At 62.3% G+C, this 20,338-nt stretch carries 20 protein-coding genes; 11 read left to right on the top strand and 9 right to left on the bottom strand.

The annotated features are described in order from the left end of the window. Positions 1-3 precede the first annotated feature (3 nt). Together cobI and cbiD are read right to left on the bottom strand one after the other, a co-directional pair. Positions 4-690 (bottom strand): precorrin-2 C(20)-methyltransferase, encoded by a 687-nt coding sequence (gene cobI / locus C1A13_RS07035; protein WP_101550498.1) that lies wholly within the window; start codon positions 688-690, stop codon positions 4-6. Beyond that, complete coding sequence (cbiD, locus tag C1A13_RS07030) at positions 687-1,829, bottom strand: cobalt-precorrin-5B (C(1))-methyltransferase CbiD (protein WP_101550495.1); 1,143 nt, start codon at positions 1,827-1,829, stop codon at positions 687-689. Before cbiD ends, cobI begins: the two co-directional genes overlap by 4 nt. A gap of 172 nt (positions 1,830-2,001) precedes the next feature. Between cbiD and C1A13_RS07025 the strand changes: the two genes are divergently transcribed. From C1A13_RS07025 to C1A13_RS06985, 9 genes are all read left to right on the top strand, one after another. Beyond that, positions 2,002-2,490, top strand: a complete 489-nt coding sequence (locus C1A13_RS07025) for an amidase domain-containing protein (RefSeq protein ID WP_101550493.1) — start codon at positions 2,002-2,004, stop codon at positions 2,488-2,490. A 140-nt stretch (positions 2,491-2,630) separates the two neighbouring features. Then, complete coding sequence (locus C1A13_RS07020) at positions 2,631-3,002, top strand: GntR family transcriptional regulator (RefSeq protein ID WP_101550491.1); 372 nt, start codon at positions 2,631-2,633, stop codon at positions 3,000-3,002. Further along, the gene (locus C1A13_RS07015; RefSeq protein ID WP_101550489.1) at positions 3,003-3,704 is read left to right on the top strand and encodes an ABC transporter ATP-binding protein; all 702 of its coding nucleotides are present in this window, start codon (positions 3,003-3,005) and stop codon (positions 3,702-3,704) included. After that, positions 3,698-4,528, top strand: coding sequence for a hypothetical protein (locus tag C1A13_RS07010; RefSeq protein ID WP_101550487.1), 831 nt, complete (start codon positions 3,698-3,700; stop codon positions 4,526-4,528). Before C1A13_RS07015 ends, C1A13_RS07010 begins: the two co-directional genes overlap by 7 nt. A gap of 248 nt (positions 4,529-4,776) precedes the next feature. Then, on the top strand, positions 4,777-5,310 hold the full coding sequence (locus C1A13_RS07005; RefSeq protein WP_101550485.1) for a DUF6323 family protein: 534 nt from the start codon (positions 4,777-4,779) through the stop codon (positions 5,308-5,310). Next, positions 5,289-6,629 (top strand): DUF6179 domain-containing protein, encoded by a 1,341-nt coding sequence (locus tag C1A13_RS07000; protein ID WP_101550483.1) that lies wholly within the window; start codon positions 5,289-5,291, stop codon positions 6,627-6,629. Before C1A13_RS07005 ends, C1A13_RS07000 begins: the two co-directional genes overlap by 22 nt. A gap of 156 nt (positions 6,630-6,785) precedes the next feature. Next, a complete protein-coding gene (locus C1A13_RS06995) occupies positions 6,786-6,965 on the top strand; it encodes a hypothetical protein (RefSeq protein ID WP_101550481.1) in 180 nt (59 codons plus the stop codon). 207 nt (positions 6,966-7,172) lie between these two features. Continuing rightward, positions 7,173-8,363 carry a coenzyme F420-0:L-glutamate ligase gene (locus C1A13_RS06990; protein ID WP_101550479.1) on the top strand — a complete coding sequence of 397 codons (1,191 nt, stop codon included), beginning with the start codon at positions 7,173-7,175 and terminating at the stop codon, positions 8,361-8,363. A 269-nt stretch (positions 8,364-8,632) separates the two neighbouring features. Further along, positions 8,633-9,790, top strand: a complete 1,158-nt coding sequence (locus C1A13_RS06985) for a ribose-phosphate pyrophosphokinase (RefSeq protein ID WP_101550477.1) — start codon at positions 8,633-8,635, stop codon at positions 9,788-9,790. Between the two features lie 65 nt (positions 9,791-9,855). On the opposite strand, the gene C1A13_RS06980 is transcribed toward C1A13_RS06985, so the two are convergent. Continuing rightward, on the bottom strand, positions 9,856-10,962 hold the full coding sequence (locus tag C1A13_RS06980; RefSeq protein ID WP_101550475.1) for a DUF362 domain-containing protein: 1,107 nt from the start codon (positions 10,960-10,962) through the stop codon (positions 9,856-9,858). Positions 10,963-11,188: 226 nt separating this feature from the next. On the opposite strand from C1A13_RS06980, the gene C1A13_RS06975 reads away from it, so the two are divergent. Further along, positions 11,189-12,499: a cation:proton antiporter gene (locus C1A13_RS06975; protein ID WP_101550473.1), complete on the top strand. Its 1,311-nt coding sequence runs from the start codon at positions 11,189-11,191 to the stop codon at positions 12,497-12,499. Positions 12,500-12,603: 104 nt separating this feature from the next. Next, a complete protein-coding gene (locus C1A13_RS14885) occupies positions 12,604-12,777 on the top strand; it encodes a hypothetical protein (protein WP_172439204.1) in 174 nt (57 codons plus the stop codon). Positions 12,778-12,833: 56 nt separating this feature from the next. Here the strand turns inward: C1A13_RS14885 and C1A13_RS06970 are convergent, their stop codons facing one another. The 6 genes from C1A13_RS06970 to C1A13_RS14880 all read right to left on the bottom strand — a co-directional run bounded on the left by C1A13_RS06970 (position 12,834) and on the right by C1A13_RS14880 (position 19,891). Further along, a complete protein-coding gene (locus C1A13_RS06970) occupies positions 12,834-13,013 on the bottom strand; it encodes a hypothetical protein (protein WP_101550471.1) in 180 nt (59 codons plus the stop codon). 98 nt (positions 13,014-13,111) lie between these two features. Continuing rightward, a complete protein-coding gene (gene fba, locus C1A13_RS06965; RefSeq protein WP_101550469.1) occupies positions 13,112-14,050 on the bottom strand; it encodes a class II fructose-1,6-bisphosphate aldolase in 939 nt (312 codons plus the stop codon). Between the two features lie 115 nt (positions 14,051-14,165). Beyond that, positions 14,166-15,449: an ABC transporter permease gene (locus C1A13_RS06960; protein ID WP_101550467.1), complete on the bottom strand. Its 1,284-nt coding sequence runs from the start codon at positions 15,447-15,449 to the stop codon at positions 14,166-14,168. Continuing rightward, complete coding sequence (locus tag C1A13_RS06955; protein ID WP_276870264.1) at positions 15,436-16,185, bottom strand: ABC transporter ATP-binding protein; 750 nt, start codon at positions 16,183-16,185, stop codon at positions 15,436-15,438. Before C1A13_RS06955 ends, C1A13_RS06960 begins: the two co-directional genes overlap by 14 nt. A 2-nt stretch (positions 16,186-16,187) precedes the next feature. Beyond that, complete coding sequence (locus C1A13_RS06950; protein WP_101550465.1) at positions 16,188-17,870, bottom strand: efflux RND transporter periplasmic adaptor subunit; 1,683 nt, start codon at positions 17,868-17,870, stop codon at positions 16,188-16,190. Positions 17,871-18,271: 401 nt separating this feature from the next. Next, complete coding sequence (locus tag C1A13_RS14880) at positions 18,272-19,891, bottom strand: hypothetical protein (protein ID WP_172439203.1); 1,620 nt, start codon at positions 19,889-19,891, stop codon at positions 18,272-18,274. Positions 19,892-20,338 lie beyond the last annotated feature (447 nt).

Here is a 20,338-nt window from a genome sequence, read left to right as displayed (position 1 = left end):
CCGTCACTCCTTTACCACGATGATCGAAAGGTAACCCGCGTCCTCGGGCGCGTCGGCAAGCGAGCGGTAGGCCCGTTCGCCGGAAAGCCCGCAACGCTCGACCATCCGGGCGTCAACGCCGCGCCCGGCGAGCAGCCGCCGCACCTCCCCGAAGTACTTCCCCGATTTCATCAGCACCTTGGTCCCCGGCAGGCCGAGCGCCTCCTCCAAGCCCTCGTAGGGCGCGGGGATGATGTGCAGGGGCTTTGCCGCGTCGGTGAGCGGCTCCCCCAGACGGGCGGCCGCCGCGCAGAAGGAGGGCACCCCGGCAATCATCTCCACCGGAAAGCCCATTGCCTTTACACGCTCATGCAGGTAGCCGTAGGTGGAATAGACGGTCACGTCCCCGATCGTCAGGAAAGCGACGTCCCTTCCCGCGCGCAGATACGCCGCCAATGACTCCACCGCGGCGGCGCGGGCGGCCTCGAGCCTGTCCGGGTCGCGCGTCATCGGCATCGAAAGCTCGACGAGCTCCTTTTTGCCGAGTTCGGGCACCGCGTTTTCCGCGATCCCAAGCGCGACCCGCTCCGCGCCGTCCGACGAGCGCGGCACCGCGATCACGCCGCAGGCGCGGATCACCTCCACCGCCCGGACGGTAATGAGCCCCGGGTCGCCCGGCCCGACGCTCACGCCATAGAGTGTCCCGTTCATTTTGCCGCCTCCGTTTCCCTCAGCCGTTCCAGCATTTCTGCCGCTCCCCCGCTCTGCCCCAGGATTCCCCGCGCGTTGGTGTAGATCACCAGTTCCGCCAGAAGCTCCCCGGCGCGCCGTTTGACCTGCTTTTCCGCCCGTTCCGTCACCGAACGCATCACCGGGGACAGAAGCCCCGCCGCGTCCAGCAGGTCGGCCGCCGCGTCGGTCGTGGCGCAGCCGAACAGTTCCCCGATCAGCGCCGAATCCGCACCGGCCAGCGCGGCGTGCGCCGCCAAAATCTCCATGCGCGCGTCTGCGACGCGGGAGTGCGTCTGGAAGATGCCGCCCGCGAGCTTCACGAACTTGCCGAGATGACCGACAAGCAGCACCCCCTCAAAGCCGAGGACGGCGGCGCAGTCGAGCGTCTCGCCTACGAAGTTGCTGCAGAGCACCGCGCGGGAAGCCCTCAATCCGAGCGCGTCCCGCGAGAAGTTCTCCCCATAGCTGCCGGGGGTCACGAGCACGGGGCCGTTTCCCGCCGCGCGAAGCACCTTCAGCTCGGCCCGGATCGTATCCACGAGCGCCGCCTCGCTCATCGGCTCGACAATGCCCGTCGTCCCGAGGATCGAGATCCCCCCTTCGATCCCAAGCCGCGGATTGTAGGTCCGCGCCGCGATTTCGGCCCCGCCGGGGACCGAAATCACGACCGCTGCCCCGGCACGGCAGCCGCGCTCTTCGAGCGCGCCGCGCACTTCGTGCGCGATCATCAGCCGCGGGACGCGGTTGATGGCTGCCGCGCCCACCGGCTGCTCGAGGCCCGCGCGGGTGACCCGCCCGACCCCCTCGCCGCCGTCGACCACGATCTCCTCCCCGCCGAGGCGCACCTCGGCGCAGACGAGCGCGCCGTCGGTCGCGTCGATATCGTCGCCCGCGTCCTTGCGCACGGCGCACCGGGCAAAGCCCTGTCCCAGCACGCAGCCCTCCACCGGCAGGTCGAGCCGGACGCCCTCCGGCGTCCCGATCTCCACCCGCGCGGGGGCCTCCCCCGCCAGCAGGGCGATGGCGGCGGCCTTCGCCGCCGCCGCCGCGCAGGAACCGGTCGTATAGCCGCACCGCAGGCGTTTCCCGCCGCTCAGCACATATCGGTCGAAGCCCACGGCGCGTCCCTCCTTTTTCAATCGGCCCGGAACATCAAAAAAACCATCCGGCGGCAGCTTGCTTTCGGATGGCACGGTCCTGCCAACTGGATGCGTTTCGTCGTTTAAATTTTAAAGGAATCCCGGCAAAAAGTCAACTGCATATACTGTACCATGGAAAGGAGCGATCCCTATGCCCACCCAGATCCCCTACGACCGGTCCAAGGCCGCCGCCTATGCCGAAAAATGGGCGTTTTCCCGCAATCCGCGCTACATCAGCTTCGACGGCATGGGCGGCGACTGTACCAGCTTCGTCTCCCAGTGCCTCTACGCGGGCACGGGCGTCATGAATTTCACCCGCGATACCGGCTGGTACTACAATTCCGCCTCCGACCGCGCCGCCGCCTGGAGCGGCGTGCCCTATCTCTACCGCTTTCTGACGGGCAACCGCTCGGTCGGGCCCTACGGCCGGGCGGCGGCGCTCGAGGAGCTGGAGCGGGGAGATCTCATCCAGCTCGGCGACGCGTCGGACAAATGGTACCACTCCCTCTTTGTGACGGAAGTCACAGGGGACGACATCCTCGTGTCCACCCACACCTTCGACGCCTACCGCCGCCCCCTCTCAAGCTATGTCTACGCGCAGGCGCGCGGCATCCATATCGAGGGGGCGCGCCGCTGGTGAGCGCTTCCCCCGGAACCCCGCCCCGTTTTCGCGGGGCGGGGTTCTTCTTTTTCCAAATTAGGGGTTGACAAATTGGAAATGGTATCGTATTATTGTGTTAGGTTATTAATACAATTCTATCGGGACAGGAGCTGAACACAATGACGTGGGAGCTGAAAAATGACCGCCCGATCTATGCGCAGCTGATCGAACAGATCAAGCTGCGCATTATCTCCGGATTCTACCGCCCGGGAGAACGCCTGCCCTCCGTTCGGGACATGGCCGCCGAAGCGGCCGTAAACCCCAACACGATGCAGCGGGCGCTCTCCGAGCTGGAACGGGACGGGCTGCTCTATACCCAGCGCACGAGCGGCCGGTTCATCACGGAGGATACGGGGCTGATCGAGGCGGCAAAAAAAGCCCTCGCACAGGAACAGATCGACGCCTTTTTCCAAAAAATGCGCGCGCTCGGATTCACCACGCCCCAGACGGTGGCGCTTGTGGAATCCGCTGCGGCCGAGGAGGTAAGATAAGTGGACACCATACTGGAATGCCATGGGCTCACCAAGTTCTACGGAAGCGGAGTCTGTGCGCTCAATCAAATCAACCTGAACGTCGGGCGCGGCCGGATCGTCGGCCTGCTCGGGCCCAACGGCAGCGGCAAAAGCACCTTTATGAAGCTCGCGTACGGCCTGCTGACCCCCTCCCTCGGAGATCTCTCGATCGCGGGTTTCCCGGTCGGGCCGGACACCAAGGAGGTCGTCTCCTACCTGCCGGAACGCACCTACCTCAACGACTGGATGAAGGTCCGCGACCTGATCGCCTTCTTCCGGGATTTCTACACAAATTTCAACGAGGCCAAGGCGTATGACATGCTCAGCCGCCTGAACATCAACCCCAACGACCGGCTCAAGACGATGTCCAAGGGCACCAAGGAGAAGGTCCAGCTGATCCTCGTCATGAGCCGGGAGGCCCAGCTCTACCTGCTCGACGAGCCGATCGGCGGCGTCGACCCCGCGGCGCGCGACTACATCCTGAACACCATCCTGGGCAACTACAATGAAAACGCGACGATCATCATCTCCACCCACCTCATCACCGATATCGAGCAGGTGCTGGAGGACGTCATTTTCATCAGCCGCGGCGAGATCATCATGGTTTCCTCGGTCGATCAGATCCGCGAGGAAAAGGGCATGTCGGTCGACGCGCTCTTCCGGGAGGTATTCAGATGCTGAAAAAACTGCTCAAATACGAAATCCGCGCCACCGCGCGGCTCTTCCTGCCGGTGTTCGGCGCGATCCTGCTCCTTGCGATCCTCAACAACATCTTTTTCAACTTCAACGACATCCCCGACTTCGCGGCCGTGCTGACCATGATGCTCTACGTCATCCTCATCATCGCGCTCTTCGTGCTCGTCTATGTCGTCATGATCCAGCGGTTCTACAAGAACCTCCTGCGCGACGAGGGCTACCTCATGTTCACCCTGCCCGTCCGGACCTGGCAGCTGATCGCCAGCAAGCTGATCGTCTCGATCATGTGGCTGGCCATCTGCACCTTCGTCACCGTCCTGTCGGTCTTCATCATGGCGTTCAGCCTAGATCTGCTTCGGGAGATCCCCGAATTCCTCCGCCAGTTGTCCGATTTCCTGGCGCACTATGTCGGCATCAGCGAGGTCACCCTCTTCTTCGAGTTCGTCTTCCTGATGCTCATCGGCACGATCGGCAGCGTGCTCATGATCTACGCCGCCATCTCGATCGGCCATCTCGTCGGCAAGCACCGGGTGCTCACCGCCTTCGGCGCCTATATCGGGCTGAGCATCGTCGAGCAGATCATCACCAACCTCTATTTTTCCCTGGTCGGGCGCATCTACGACCATACGATCCCCTACGGCAGCTACGGGGCCTACCAGTTCGGCTACGGGGCCTACGATTTCGCGCGGGAATTCGTCGGCGCGATGCATATGATCGTGATCCCGACCCTCATCATCACGGTCATCTTCTCGGTCGTCTACTTTATCCTGACCAACTACATCCTCTCCCACAGGCTCAACCTCGAATGATCTCCCCCTCTCACAAGAAGCGCCGCATCCGGTGGATGCGGCGCTTCTTCAGTTTGCGGCCCTTCCGCCCGGCAGATGTCCGCCCAAAAGGCGATAAAAACAGCCGGGCGGCTGCTTGACATCCCGCCCGGCTTGTGTTATGATAGTCTTTGTTGAATTTTTCTGAAAAATCATAAATTTTTCCTTCTACACCATAGCACACTCCCCGGGTTTTGTCAAGTACCAATCTGTAAAAGGAGCTGAATGGCATGAGCGGACTTCTCTCCCTACTCAGCCGGCAGGACGACGCGCTGATCCGCCGCGACGCCGACGAACTGCTTCGACTCAACGACCTCACCCGCCCCTACGGCCTGTCGCTGACCCACGAAGACGCCGTCGCGCTGCTCAAGGTACGGACCGACGCGCTTAAAAACAGCCGCCGCATCGAGGTGGGCCCCGGCGTGCTCGAAAAGCTCGCCGAAGCGTTCTGCGATTCCGCCTACGTCGACGGGCAGAACTATGCCGACACCCTCTGCGCGCTGACCGAGCTCTTCTACTACCTCAAAAACGACACGCTCGATTCCCTGCCCGACGACGAGCTGATCGCCGTGATGAAGCAGTGCTTTGACGGCGACTGCGAGGGTTCGCTCGAACTGCTCGCGGGACGCGACATGGAAACGATGGCGCGCAACGTGCGCGCCTACGGCAGCGTCGAGGCGCCCCTTGAAACGGACAAGCCCGCCGGGGAGGCCGGCGATTACGCGGTGGAGGAGGACGAACAGTGGAGAACCGTTCGCTTTTAAGCGGAACCCCGCTCGACGGGATCGATTACGGCGTCTACACCGCCTCGCTCATGCGGCGGGCGGCGGGCGCGGGCCTGCTGGACGAACGCGCGCTGGCCGCGATGCAGGAGGGGCTGCTGGGGCTCCTCCGGTCGCAGATCGAGGAGATTACGCGCGGCGAGAGCAGCTCCGTCCCCGCGGAGACCGCCGACCAGCTGATGGACGATATCGGCTACTGCATCGACGTGGCGCTCAAACACGCTCCGACCCCGCAGGAGAGCCTCGCGCTGCTCCGGGAACACTCGATGGACGCGCTCTACCGGATGGGGACCGGGCTTCTGGACCGGGAGGAGCGCGCCTGCGAAGGCCTGCTCTCCCGGGTGCGCGCGACCCGCACCCCCACCGTCAACGAGGGCTACCGGATTTTGCTCGACGTCACCTTCCCCCAGTACCTGCGGGACTGGAAGGTCCGCAGGCACCCGGGCGACTTCGTCGTGCTCACCGAGTACCCGCTCGCGCGGGAGGTCTCCGCGAGCGGGATCTTCGGCGTGCGCGAGCGGCTCGAGTCGCTCGCGCTGGAGAACCGCTTCTGCGGCCGGTTCGCGCCGGTGCTGGACGGCCTGCTGCGCGGCTGGGCGCGCCAAAACCGCACCTCCCCCGCCGAGGCCTATGTGAACCTCTTTACGATCACGCTCCAAAACCTGCTGCTCGCCCGCCTGCTCGGCCGGGAGGACGCGGCGCTCGGCGCCGGGGAACGCGCCGGGCTGGAGGAGCGGCTTCGCCCCCTCGCCGCCGAACAGCGCGCGGCGCTGCTGCTGCGGGCCGCGGAAGGCCTGATCGATTCCTGCGCCTTTGAAAACGCCCGCCTCAACGATTATATCCGCGAGGGGGCCGCGCGTTTCGCCGGGGAAGTCAACCGCGCGGGCGGCGCGCTCACCCCCTTCGCTGTCGTCGCGGAGGAGGACGCGCCGCTCCTCTTCATCGATGGGGAACGCCTTGACAACGACGCGTTCAGCGCTGTCGCCGACGAGGTGCTCCTCTGCGACGACGCCGCGCGCAAGGCGCGGATCATCCGGGAGGAGCTGCGCAGCCTCGACGACCTCTGCGACCTGCTCGGCGCAGGGTGCGTCTTCGACGACGAATACGCGGAAATCTTTTCCTCCTTTGACGAGGCGACCGCCGCCCTGCTGCTCGGCCGGATCCGGGCGGTGTGGGAGGAGAGGGCGCTGCGCCCGCTCGACGAAATCGAATGGCAGGAGGCGTTCGCCGATTGGTTCAACCGGCTCGGCGCCGATTGCCGGGAACGCATCCGCGCCCTGTCCAAAACGCTCGCCGGTTGAACCGGCGGGCGTTTTTGTCTTTTTTGCGACAATCGGACTTCCGAATTTTACATAATACGCTGAAATTTCCCTGATATTACTTGTTCTGGAATCCAAAGCGTGCTATACTGACACTCCTGCTCTGCGCACAAAATGGAGGAAAGGAAGTGTCAGGCGATGCATTACGTCATCCGGATCCAACGGCAGGGCGACAGCCGCTATCTCTTCAACACGCGGATTCTTCTGAACGATATCGCGCTTGCCAAGCCCTTCTCCACCACCAATATGGCCAGGCGTTACTTCAGAAAGTCGGATTTTTGCGGCGAAGAATTCAGCGTGGTGCAGGTGGAGCCCTGACGGGCCGCTGAAAAGGACGGTTGATTCCGTCCTTTTTGTTTTTTTGGCGGGAGGCGCAAATTTTTTTCCGCTTTTTTGCAGAATCATTGTATCTTACGGCGAATTCCTGTATAATGGGGATTAAGGTACGGCCTTCCCGCAGGGAGGGCCGCCGCGCCGTTCCGGCGTGCAAACCGGCGGATCAGCCGCCATCGGAGGGATTCACTCATGTCAAGAATGATCGGTACCACTGTCCGGGGCGTGCGCGCCCCGATTATCCGGCCGGGGGACGACCTCGCGCAGATCGTCACCGATTCCGTGCTCGAAGCCGCCGCAAGCGAGGGCTTTTCCTTCCACGACCGCGACGTCGTGGGCGTGACCGAGGCGGTCGTCGCCAAGGCGCAGGGCAACTACGCCTCCACCGACGACATCGCGGAGGACGTCCGATCCAAATTCGGCGACCACCCCATCGGCGTGATCTTCCCCATCCTCAGCCGCAACCGGTTCGCCATCTGCCTGCGCGGCATCGCGCGCGGCGCGAAAAAGATTGTGCTGATGTTCAGCTATCCGAGCGACGAGGTGGGCAACACCCTCGTTTCGGAGGAAAAGCTCGAAGCCGCCGGGGTCAACCCGTGGGCCGACGTGCTCGACGAGAAGCGCTACCGCGCGCTCTTCGGGGAGAATAAGCACCTGTTCACCGGCGTGGACTACGTCGAATACTACGCCTCCCTCATCCGCGAGGAGGGGGCCGACGTGGAAATTATCTTCGCAAACCGTCCCACCGCCGTCCTCGACCATACGAAGCACGTCCTCTGCTGCGACATCCACACCCGCGAGCGCACCAAGCGCCTTCTGCGCGCGGCGGGCGCCGAGACGGTCTACGGCCTCGACGACATCCTCTCCGCCCCTGTCAACGAAAGCGGCTTCAACGCCGATTACGGCCTGCTCGGCAGCAACAAGTCGACCGAGAGCCGCGTCAAGCTCTTCCCGCGCGACTGCGCCGCCTTCGCGCACGACCTGCAGCGCAAGCTGAGCGAGGCGACCGGCAGGCAGATCGAGGCGCTCGTCTACGGCGACGGCGCCTTCCGCGACCCGGTGGGCAAGATCTGGGAGCTCGCGGACCCGGTCGTCAGCCCTGGATTCACCGAGGGGCTCAGCGGCCTGCCCAACGAGGTCAAGCTCAAATACCTCGCGGACAACCAATTCCGCGACCTCTCGGGCAGCGAGCTCAAGCAGGCCGTCTCCGAGTACATCCGCAACAAAAAGGCCGACCTCAAGGGCACGATGGAGACGCAGGGCACCACTCCCCGCCGCCTGACCGACCTGATCGGCAGCCTGTGCGACCTGACGAGCGGCAGCGGAGACAAGGGCACGCCCATCGTCCTCATCCAGGGATATTTCGACAATTTCGCCGACTAGAAAAAACCGGCCGGGACCGCACGTGCGGTCCCGGCCTTTTTCTTCCTTTAAAGCGGCGCATGACGGCAACGGACAAATCTCTCCCGAGCAGAGATCGAAATTTGTAGATATTACCCATTTTTTAGATTCTGGGATGAAAAGCGTATACAATCCTGAAACGATCATGTATAATCAAATTGTATTTTTTCGACCCGATTTTGCATAATTCGGGCCGCAGATAAGGATCGGCGGTCCCTTTGGGGACCGCGGAACGAAAAGGAGCGTTATGAATGGCAGGGCAGATTGATGCGGAAGACATCTTCCGGTCGGGTGACCGGGTGGCGGAACTTGGGCTGATCAGCCTGACCGGCGCGCGCGAGCTGACCGAGAAGATCGACGCGCACCTCGTGAAATGGGCGGAGGGCAGCCCCCTTTACAAGGAAAGCTACATCGTCGAAAGCGAATGTCCCCGTTTTTCCTCCGGCGACGGCAAGGGCCTTATCAAGTCGACCATCCGCGGGGACGACCTTTTCTTCATCGTGGACGTCGGCAACTACAGCTGCAGCTATAACATCTTCGGACACCAGAACTCCATGTCCCCCGACGACCATTTTCAGGACCTGAAGCGGCTGATCCAGGCCGCCAGCGGCAAGGCGCACCGCATCACGGTCATCATGCCGATGCTCTACGGCAGCCGCCAGCACCGCCGCAACTACCGGGAGTCGCTCGACTGCGCCGTGGCGCTCCAGGAGCTCCAGAACATGGGCGTCTCCAACATCGTCACCTTCGACGCGCACGACCCGCGCGTGCAGAACGCGGTCCCCCTCATGGGCTTCGACAACGTCTCCCCCTCCTACCAGGTCCTCAAATGCCTGCTGCGCAGCATCCCGGACATCCGGCTCGACCGCGAGCACCTGATGGTCGTCAGCCCCGATGAGGGCGCGATGAGCCGTAACATGTACTACGCCTCCGTGCTCGGCATCGACCTGGGCATGTTCTACAAGCGCCGCGACTACGCCCGCGTCGTCAACGGCCGCAACCCCATCGTGGCGCACGAGTATCTCGGCAACTCCCTCGAGGGCAAGGACGTCTTCATCGCGGACGACATCATCTCGTCGGGCGAGTCGATGCTCGAGGTCGCGCGCGAGCTGAAAAAGCGCAACGCTTCCCGCATCTTCGCCTACGCCGCCTACGCGATCTTTACCAACGGCCTCGACGAGTTCGACCGGGCCTACGAGGAGGGGCTCCTCTCCGGCGTGTTCGGCACCAACCTCACCTACCGTTCTCCCGAGCTGCTCTCGCGCGAGTGGTTCCACGAGGTCGACGTCTCCAAGTATATCGCCTACTTCATCGCCGCGATCAACCACGACATGTCGGTCAGCGCGATCATCGACCCGCACGAGAAAATCCGCCAGCTGCTTCTCAAGCGCGGCTACCGCGCCCAGTGACGGCGGCCTCCCCGGCTTCACGAAACAATAAAAGCCTCCCGCAGTATGCGGGAGGCTTTTTCCTGTTATTCGATCTCGACCAGCTCGTATTCCGCGCTTCCCATCCCCATTTTGACGGCCTGCTCGATGCCGACCCGCCAGTTGGTGTCGGGGTGCAGCGCATGGAAGTGGTCCTTTTCTTCCGCGCCCCGCCTGGCAAGCAGGCTGTCGGGAAGGACCGGCTGCCCGTTGACCGCGTCGGCGCAGGCGGTGTCGAGCGCCACCGGGTCGAAGGAGGCGAAGATGCCCACGTCGGGCACGATCGGCACGTCGTTTTCAGGGTGGCAGTCGCAGAAGGGGGACACGTCGAGCACCAGGCTGACGTGGAAGCCCGGACGGTCCTTGACGACCGCCCAAGCGTACTCGGACATCTTCCTGTTGAGGATGTCGAACGCCTCGTCCTGCGCGGCCTGCACCGCGTCGGCCGGGCAGACGCCGATGCAGCGCCCGCAGCCGACGCACTTGTCGTGGTCGATCTGCGCCTTTTTTCCGGGGAAGGAGATCGCGCCGTGCGCGCAGTTCTTAAAGCACATGCCGCAGCTGACGCAGAGGCTCCGGTCGACGAACGGCTTGCCCGCCGAGTGCATTTCCATCTTGCCCGCGCGGGAACCGCAGCCCATGCCGAGGTTTTTGATCGCGCCGCCGATTCCGGTGCACTCGTGCGCCTTGAAGTGGGTGAGGCTGATGACGATGTCCGCGTCCATCACCGCGCGGCCGATCTTCGCCTCCTTCACATATTCCCCGTCGATCGGGACGATCTGCTCGTCGGTGCCCTTGAGCCCGTCCCCGATCAAAATCTGGCAGCCGGTCGAAAAGGGGGTGTAGCCGTTTTCATAGGCCGCCTCGATGTGGTCGAGCGCGTTCTTGCGCCGCCCGACATATAGGGTGTTGCAGTCGGTCAAAAACGGCTTGCCGCCGTTTTCCCTGACGATGTCCGCGATCACCTTGGAGAAGTTCGGGCGCAGGAACGCGAGGTTGCCCGGCTCCCCGAAGTGGATCTTGATCGCCGTGTATTTGTTCTTGAAATCGATCGAATCGATCCCCGCGGCCTTGACGAGCCTGCGGAGCTTTTGCAGCAGGTTCTCCTCAAGCGTGGTGTGCAGATTGGTATAATAGACCTTTGAGGGTTTCATTCAGCCTTTTCTTCCCTTCCATATTTTTCTTATCACACTATAACATATCCGGCGCGCGATGAAAAGAGGGCTTCCGCAATTCATCGACAAATTAGCCAAATTCATCCGCGATGTTATACATTTCTTGACCAGATTTCATGTTGCAAATTGCCTCCGCAAGGACTATACTGGGTGATGTTTTTTAAAAATCGCCCGGGAGGGCTCTTGTGGAAGGGAGGGGATTCCCGTGGAATCCTACAATTTTTTATTCAGCGTGGCGATCATCCTGCTGAGCACCAAGCTGCTCGGCATCCTGACCAAGCGGATCGCCATGCCGCAGGTGGTCGGCGCCCTGCTCGCGGGGCTGGTGCTCGGCCCTGCCATGCTCGGCGTCCTGCATGAGACCGCCTTCCTGGACCAGTGCGCCGAGATCGGCGTCATCGTCCTGATGTTCACCGCCGGGCTTGAAACCGACATCGCCGAGCTCAAGCGGTCGGGGCGCGCCTCCTTCGTCATCGCGCTGTGCGGCGTGCTCGTCCCGCTCGCCGGCGGATTCCTGCTTTCCTGGTTCTTCAACCGCGGCGGCGAAAATTTTTTGCAGAACCTCTTCATCGGCGTCATCCTGACGGCGACCTCCGTGAGCATCACCGTGGAAACGCTCAAGGAGATGGGCAAGCTCTCCACCCGTTCCGGCAACGCGATCCTCGGCGCGGCTCTCATCGACGACATCCTCGGCATCATCGCGCTGACCCTTATCACGAGCGTCTCCGACCCGAGCGTCAACATCGTGGCCGTGCTCGTCAAGATCGTCGCGTTCTTCGCGCTGAGCCTCGCCGTCGGCGTCCTGCTGCACAAGCTGATCGAAAAATGGATGACCGGGCATGACGACAAGCGCCGCTACGCGGTGATCTCCTTCGCCTTCTGCCTGCTCTACGCCTTTGCGGCCGAACGGTTTTTCGGCGTGGCGGACATCACCGGCGCCTATATCGCCGGGCTCATCATCTCCAACACCACCAAGGTCACCTATGTCGCCACCCGCTTTGAGACGGTATCCTACATGCTGCTCTCCCCCATCTTCTTCGCAAGCATCGGCACCAAGGTGGTCCTGCCGCAGATGAGCACGGCGATCGTTCTCTTCTCCGTCCTGCTCGTGCTCTGGTCGATCGTCTCCAAGGTGGTCGGCTGCGGGCTCGGCGCGAAGCTCTGCCGCTATTCCAATGAGGAGTGCAGGCGCATCGGCGTGGGCATGATCTCCCGCGGAGAGGTCGCGCTCATCGTCGCGAACAAGGGGATCTCCTCCGGACTGATGAAGCAGGACTTCTTCGGCCCGGTCGTGATCATGGTGGTCGTGACGACCATCGTCACGCCGGTCCTGCTCAAGCTGGTCTACCGCGAAAAGGAGAAAACCTACAGCGATCTCGCCACCAGCCCGCTCGTCGAGCAGTACGAGGAGATCAAGGACTTCGATCTCGCGGTGCAGCGGATGATCGACATCAACGACAACCTCCGCGAAAAGGGCAAGCGGCGCGAAGAGCGCGAAACCGCCTCCAAAAAATAACAGCTGACAAAAAAGGCCGGGCATGCGCCCGGCCTTTTTCCTATCCAGAAATTGCTCACATGGAATCGCAAATTCCGCGCAAGCTATCTGCGGAGGTGATTTTCATGCAGGATTATCCGAACTTCTTTTCGTTCGGGTTCGGCGCGGACGTGACGATGGCCGGCTATTTCGACGCGCTCCCGCTGGAGGTGAAGCTCGCGATCAACGAGCATGCCGGCGAGATCCACTCGATTGAGGACATGCGCCGGTTCGCCCAGCGGATGATGGCCGAAGGGTAGCGCCGGCTTTCCATAGATCAAAGCGGCGGGGCGGGCGCCCCGCCGCTTCCTTTCCCTCAGCGGGGCAGCGGGCGGCCGTATGGATCGGTGCGGAAATACTCCTGCTCCTCAAAGATGCTCCGCGGCCCCCTCTGAAAGGCGTGCACGCCGGGGGTATTGATATTGGTCGGCCAGTTGCGCCCGTGGTGCCGCATCGGGGTCTGGACCGGACGCGGACCGTAATAGTACGAAGCCATGCGCTCACCTCCTGCCCCATCCTATGCGCGCCGGGCGCGCCCTGACGCAAAAAAGCCCGGCGGACGCCGTCCGCCGGGCTTTTCCGGGTGAAAACCGCTTACGCCTTTCCGGCGCAGCCGAGCACTTCAGTGATCTTGTGGGAGACCATCTCCTTGACCGCGGTGCGCGCCGGGGTCAGGTACTGGCGCGGGTCGAAGTGGCTGGGGTTCTCCGCCATGTACTTGCGGATGGCGGCGGTCATCGCCACGCGCACGTCCGAATCGATGTTGATCTTGCAGACCGCCATCGTGGCCGCCTGGCGCAGCATCTCCTCGGGGATGCCGATCGCGTCGGGCATCGCGCCGCCGAACTGGTTGATGACCTTTACGAGGTCCTGCGGAACGGAGGAAGCGCCGTGCAGGACGATCGGGAAGCCGGGCAGGCGGCGGCTGACCTCTTCGAGGATGTCGAAGCGCAGCTGCGGCTTCTGGCCGGGCTTGAACTTGAAAGCGCCGTGGCTGGTGCCGATGGCGATGGCCAGCGAGTCGACGCCCGTCTTGCTGACGAACTCCTCGACCTCGGCGGGGTTGGTGAACTGCGCGTCGTCCGCCGCGACGTTGACGGCGTCCTCGATGCCGGCGAGCTTGCCCAGCTCGGCCTCGACCACGACGCCGCGCGCGTGGGCGTATTCGACGACCTTGCGGGTCTCGGCGATGTTGTCCTCGAAGGCGCGGGAGCTGCCGTCGATCATGACCGAGGTGAACCCGCCGTCGATGCAGGATTTGCAGATCTCAAAATCCGCGCCGTGATCGAGGTGCAGCGCGATGGGGATTTCGGGGCAGTCGACCACGGCGGCCTCGACCAGCTTGACCAGGTAGGCGTGCTTGGCGTATTTGCGCGCGCCCGCTGAAACCTGAAGGATGACCGGCGCTTTCAGCTCGGAAGCGGCCTCGGTGATCCCCTGGACGATCTCCATGTTGTTGACGTTGAACGCGCCGACCGCGTATCCGCCCTCATAGGCTTTCTTGAACATTTCGGTGGTAGTGACCAACGGCATAAAAAAACAGCTCCTTCCAAAATATCGGGTTGCCTGAACATCTCTATTATACCATGTTGTCCGACCGGCGCAATTCCAAAAAGGACGGGCTTTTGCCCGTCCTTTTTGGTAAGTTTTATTCGTAGCGCAGCGCCTCGATCGGGTCGAGCTTCGCCGCCTTGTTCGCGGGATAATATCCGAAGAAGACGCCGATCGCCATCGAGAAGGTGACGGCCACCAGCACGACGACCGGCGAGGGCCAGCTCGGCGCGCCGAGCACCACCGAACCGAGCCGTCCGAGCGTGGTTCCGAGCAAAACGCCGATGACGCCGCCGATCAGGCAGATGATCATCGATTCGACGATGAACTGCACGCGGATGGCGCTGTTCTTGGCGCCGAGCGCCTTGCGGGTGCCGATCTCGCGGGTCCGCTCGGTCACCGACACGAGCATGATGTTCATGACGCCGATGCCGCCCACCAGCAGGGAGATCGCCGCGATGACCGAAACCGCCATCTTCATCGTGCCCAGGGTGGCCGTCATCTGGCCGATCATGCTGTCCATGTTCTGGGACTCGATTTTCACATATTTGTTGTCCCGGTAGAAGGAGCGGTTGATATACTCCGTGGAACGGTCCGCGAAGTCCTGCACGTCCACGCCCGCTTTCGCCTTGACCTGCACGGCATAGTAGCCGTCGACGTTCTTGGCCTCCGCGCCGCCGTCCTTGGCGATCTGCTTGGCCACCCCCACGGGGATAAACATCTGCCGGCTGGTGTCCCCCGCCATGCTCGCCATCATGCCGGAGATCTGGTAGTCATAGACCCCCACGACGTTGAAGGTATAGAGCCCCGCGGTGAGCCGCACTTTAATTTCCTGCCCAAGCGCCTGCTGCGGGGAGACGCCGGGCATCAGCTTTTCAAGCATGCCCTTGGAGACCACCGCCACGTACTTTTCCCCGCTGACCTCCCGGTCGTTGAGGTCGTGCCCGGCGATCGGGGTGATGTTCTGGATGCCCAGGGCATCGGCGTTGACGCCGTAAACCCATGCGTCGGTCTGGCGGCGGCCCACCTGCGCCCGGCCGTTGCCCGCGTTGACGGTGACGGCCCAGTTTTCGATCTCGTCGGCAAACCGTTCTGTGTAGAGGCTGAGGATGTCGTCATTCAAATAGTCTTCCGCTTCATAGCTGCGGTTATAATTTAAAGCCCCGTTTTCATCCGGTTTGTCGGACAGGAAGAGCTGAAAGGAATTCGCGCCCATGTCGTTGAAGACGGCGGTGACCGAATTGGTCATCGCGTCGCCGACGGTAACGATCGTGATGACCGAGCCGATACCGATGATGATGCCGAGCATCGTGAGCAGCGCGCGCATCTTGTTGGCGCGCAGGCCCGCGACCGCCAGGGAAATGTTTTCAAACAGCTGCACGCGGCATCCCCCCTTTCTCGGTACGGATGATCCGCCCGTCGCTGATCGTAACGATCCGTTCGGTTTCGGCGGCAAGCTCGGGGTTGTGGGTGATCAGCACGATCGTTTTCCCCTCCTCCCGGTGCAGGCGGTGAAAGAGGTCCATGACCATATGGCCCGTCTGGGTGTCGAGCGCGCCGGTCGGCTCGTCCGCCAGGATGATCGCCGGATCGTTGGCCATCGCGCGCGCGATGGCCACGCGCTGTTTCTGTCCGCCCGACAGCTCGCTGGGCTGGTGCTTCATCCGGTCCGCCATGCCGACGATGTCGAGCAGTTCCTTCGCGCGGCGGCTGCGGGCCGAAGCGCCCATGCCCGAATAGAGCATCGGAAGCTCGACGTTGCGCAACGCCGAGGTGCGCGGGATGAGGTTGAAGGTCTGGAAGACGAACCCGATCTTGCAGTTGCGGATCTCCGAAAGCATGTTGTCGGGCACGTCGCGCATCGGCACCCCGTCGAGGGTGTAGCTTCCTTCGGTCGGCCGGTCGAGCGCGCCGATGATGTTCATCAGCGTCGACTTGCCGGAACCGGAAGCGCCGACGATCGAAACGAATTCCCCGCGGCCGACCTGCAGGTCGATGCCCTTGAGGATTTCCAGCTCATTGGGCTGGCCGATGTAAAAGCGCTTGTAGATCCCCTGCATGTCAATGATCAGGCTGCCGTCCGGCATGGGGCTCCAGGCAAGTTTTTCGTCGCTCATGCTCAGCCCTCCATCACGGCGCCCGCGGGAGCCGCGCCGCCCATGCCGGCCGCCAGCGTGACGGGCATGCCGGGAATGACCGTGCTCGCGTCGGAGAGCACCTGGTCGCCGTCCGCAAGGCCGTCGGAAGAAATTTCGAGGTAGAAGTCGGTCTCCATGCCGGTGGTCACGGGAACGGCGGTCGCGATCATCGCGCCCTCCTCGTTCGGTTTGGCGACATAGACCACGCTCTGGCCCTGCGCGTCGGTGCCCACCGCCTCAAACGGGACGGCCCAGACGTTCTCCTTCTTCTGCGTGACGATGTTGAGGCGGACGTTCATGCCGACGCGCAGCCCGGTGGAAGCCGGATCGTTGATCGAGACCTCCGTCTCGAACTCAACGCCGCCATCCGTCCTGGTGGAGCCGTCCGACGCCTTGACCGCCGTCGGGTAGATGCGCCCGACCGTCCCCTCGAAGACCTCCTCGCCGGTCGCGTCCGACTTGATCTCGGTGGGCATCCCCTCCTGGACCGTCGCGACGTCGTACTCCTTGAGTGCGGTCTTGATGACCAGGTCGTCGGTGTTCTCGACCACAAAGAGCAGCCCCGCCGCCGGGACCCCCTCCTTGGCGTAGACCGCCGTCACCGTGCCGGAGATCGGAGCGGTAACCGTCGACTCGCTGAGATCCTTTTGCAGCTTTTTGAGCGAGATCTGCTGGGAGGTGAGGTCGCCGTCGATCTCCTGCCCCTTGATGCTTGTTTCGAGGTTGTCGAGATTGCGGTTGACGCTGTTTTCAATCGCGTTTTTGTTGGCGAGCGCGTTCTCATAAGCGATGCGCGCGGAGCGGTACTCCTTGCTGTAGCTGCTCAGGTCGCCGCCGTACTCGTTGTCGTTCTTCTGCCACTCCTTGAGCGCCTCATCGTAAGCCTTCTCCGAACGGTCAAGCTCATCGATGACGTCCTGCGGGATCGGGGTGCCGTTATCCTTGTGTTCCCGCTCGGCGATCTGGTATTTCTTTTCCGCGTCCTGGTATTCGTTGCGCGCGCGGTTGAGTTTTTTCTCAAGGTTGTTCATGACATCGTCCGCGTACTCGAGATCATCCTTGTGCTCGTTGAGGTCGCGGCGCGCATCGTTCAGGTTCTGCTGCGCACTGCGCAGGGCGTTCTCCGCCGCGATCAGCTCCGCGTCCACGTTGTTGGAGATGTCGCTCTTGGCATCCTCGAGCTTCTTCTGCGCGTTTTCCATCGCGTACTGGTTCTGGCGGGAAATCTTGCTGATGACCGCCTGCTGTTCCGCGATCGACAGCTCGAGATCGGAGGTGTCGAGCTGGGCGAGCAGGTCGCCCGCCTCCACGTGGTCCCCGACCTTTACCGCAACGGTGTTCACCGTGCTGTTGAGGGTCGTATGTACATAGGAAGCCTCCGCGCTTTCCACCGTGCCGGTCAGGCTGATGCTGTTGACCAGCTCGGTCTTCTGCAAGGCGGTGGACATGACCGGAGCCATCGCCGGCGCGCTCGCAAACAGGAACTTCCATCCGATCGCACCGACCACCACGACCGCCACCACTGCGATGGCAATCCGCTTCTTATGGGATTTGCGCTTGGTGAAGCGTGCGATGTCCTGATTCACCCCGGCGGTCGAATTCGGCGCCTCCTGTTCCGCGCCCGCCGCGGCAGATTCCGGATTTTTCTTTTTTATCCCAAGCATTCCTCATAACTCCTTCGTTCAAGAATCTTTTTCCGCCGGGCGCCCGCCCGGCTGCCATGAAACTCCGTTGATACAAACGACATTCCCCGCCGTTTGGATTCAGACATGTGAAATTATTTCCGCCTATTGTATTAACATAACGGTACAATAATACAGTATTGCTAAAAAAATGTCAACATCTATTTCACACAAAAAGAGCATACCGGACGGTTCTTACTGATTTTGCAACAGTTTTCTTACAATTCTCTTACTTTTTCACACAAAAAGCGGAGCGGCCCGCGCAGATGCGCGGACCGCTCCATGCTATAGGGGGTGAGGGTGTGAAGATGTCATTCTAAATTCCGGACCCCGGACTCTGTCTTCAATATAGCACAAACTTGCGGAAAGTCAACTGTTTTCGCCTATCTTCCCCTCCTGCGCCGCGCTCCCCAGATGGCGAGCGTCAGCACGCAGGAGAGCAGGGCCGCCGCCGCCACCGCGGCCGCCGCGAATAACGCCAGCCCGAAGGGGTTCTCCTCGCCGCCGGTCGGCTCCTGCGGCTTGGCGGGCTGCTCCTCGGAGGATGCGGGCGGGTCGTCCTCCTCCGCCGCGATCTCCACGTCCGGAAGCGGCTCCTCCTCAGGGGGCTCGGACACGCTCACGGCGGATTCTGCCGGGGCGGAAGACGCGGCCGGAGGCGCGTAAACGGGCGCGGCCGGGACGTAAGCCGCCGGCGGCCGGGCCACGGGGGGCGCCGCCGGAACGGCGGGAGCCGCCTCACCGGAGGCGGGCGGATCGTCGAAGCGGTCCCCCCGCTCATAGAGGGAAAGCAGATTGTTCATCGTGTAGTAGTCGCGCGAAACGGGGATGGAGACGACCTCCTCCCCCCGGATCGTAACGCTGTCCCCGCGCGAGGGGCTCAGCACCAGCATGACACGGCGGCCTTTCAGTTCCCGCAGCAGGTCGGCGGGGATCTCGGTGCGGGCGCCGATGTTGACGCGCAGGCGGTCGCCCTCCTTCGCGTCGTGGACCGCGTCGATCACCGGCTCCCAAAAGGAGGTGACGACGTAATCCCGGCCGGTGTTCCGGGAACGATAACGGTACCAGTCGTCGTCATCATCGTCATCGTCGTCCCGGCCGGAGGAGCGCTCCCGGTAGAGGCGGAACCGGCCGAGGGTGCTGGTCGTAAAGGCGAGATAGTCGCGCGAAACGCTCGCGGAGATCTCCCCGTCCGTGCTTTTCAGGTAGTAATCGCGGGAACTGCTGATATTGCCGGGAAGTGCGACGTATATGACGATCGGCGCGGGCAGTGAGGCGGAGCCGCCGTCCACCTCCAGTTCAAACTGGAGCACCGAGCTGCCCGACGGCTTCTGCTGGTAGAGCTTCACCGTGCGGTTCCCCCCGGTGGCGGCCGCCACGCCGTAGGCGTGGGAACCGCGCGGGATGCGGTTGCTCGAAACGCCGTCGTCGCGCACGTCGACCGTCGTCTCATGGGTGTACCCGAAGCGCTTGCAGTACTCCGCGTCGAGCTTTTCGAGCGTCGACCGGGAGAGCCTGTCCTGCTCGCGGCCGCTGAGCGCGCGCATCGCCTCGGCGATGCGGCGGACCTCGTCGTCCGACCGATCGGCGATGCCGCGGACCGCGTCGGTAATCGCGGACGCGGTGTCGTAGGCGGGGTCGGGTGATTCCTTCGGCATAACGGTGACGGCGACCGCCTGCCGCGCTTCTGAATAAACCTTCCCGTTTTGCTCGGCAGGCTCCGGCGTAAAGATGACCGTATAAGATCCGGAATCCGCTTGCGTAAGAGATTGATCATAGGGGACTCCGGGCGCCCAGGCAAAACGACCCAGCACGGTATCATTCCCGTCCCTCGCGGTGAACGCGATATCCGCGAGCTTGTTCCCCTCCTCCAGCGTCTTTTCCGTCGGAGAAACGGCCGGTTCGACCGCATCCTCCGCGAACGCGGGCAGCCCCGCGCACGCGAACAGCAGGGCCAGCACGGCGGCCAGCCACCGGTACCCTATGCGTCGGCCTCTGATCATCCCGTCTCCCCCGATCTGTCCATACAGATTGCGAAAACCGTCTCGTTTTCCGACAATCCGGTAAATCTGTCTAATTACGGCCCCGGCGCGGCATGCTATGATTGACGCGGGCCGCCTTCTACCGCCATTTTACTACGGATTCCCTTCCCGTTCAACCCCAAACGGTTTTTTCTTCCATTGTGTTTCTGCAAAATAATAAATTATTATTTTTCACAAAATTACTTCCGATAACACCTTGATTCTGTTGCCTTTATATAGTACAATATCAGTATGTTTTTTCCTTTTTTATTGTAATAATGTGGCCAACGGGCTGGGAAATGCCCGATCGCGTGCCAGCGGCCCAATTTGTGGAAAGATAATAAAAAATTATCGTATTTTTTCTCCAGCGGGCCGCGCTTTGTTGATTCTTCCTAAAAAAGGCGGTATACTATACAAGATATCCCAACG

Origin of the sequence: Anaerotruncus massiliensis (ex Togo et al. 2026) (genome assembly GCF_900199635.1) — a bacterium.
Taxonomy (GTDB): Bacteria; Bacillota; Clostridia; order Oscillospirales; family Ruminococcaceae; genus Anaerotruncus; species Anaerotruncus massiliensis.
The sequence above is the reverse complement of the archived record's forward strand: the minus strand, read 5'-3'. Positions and strand labels throughout refer to the sequence as shown.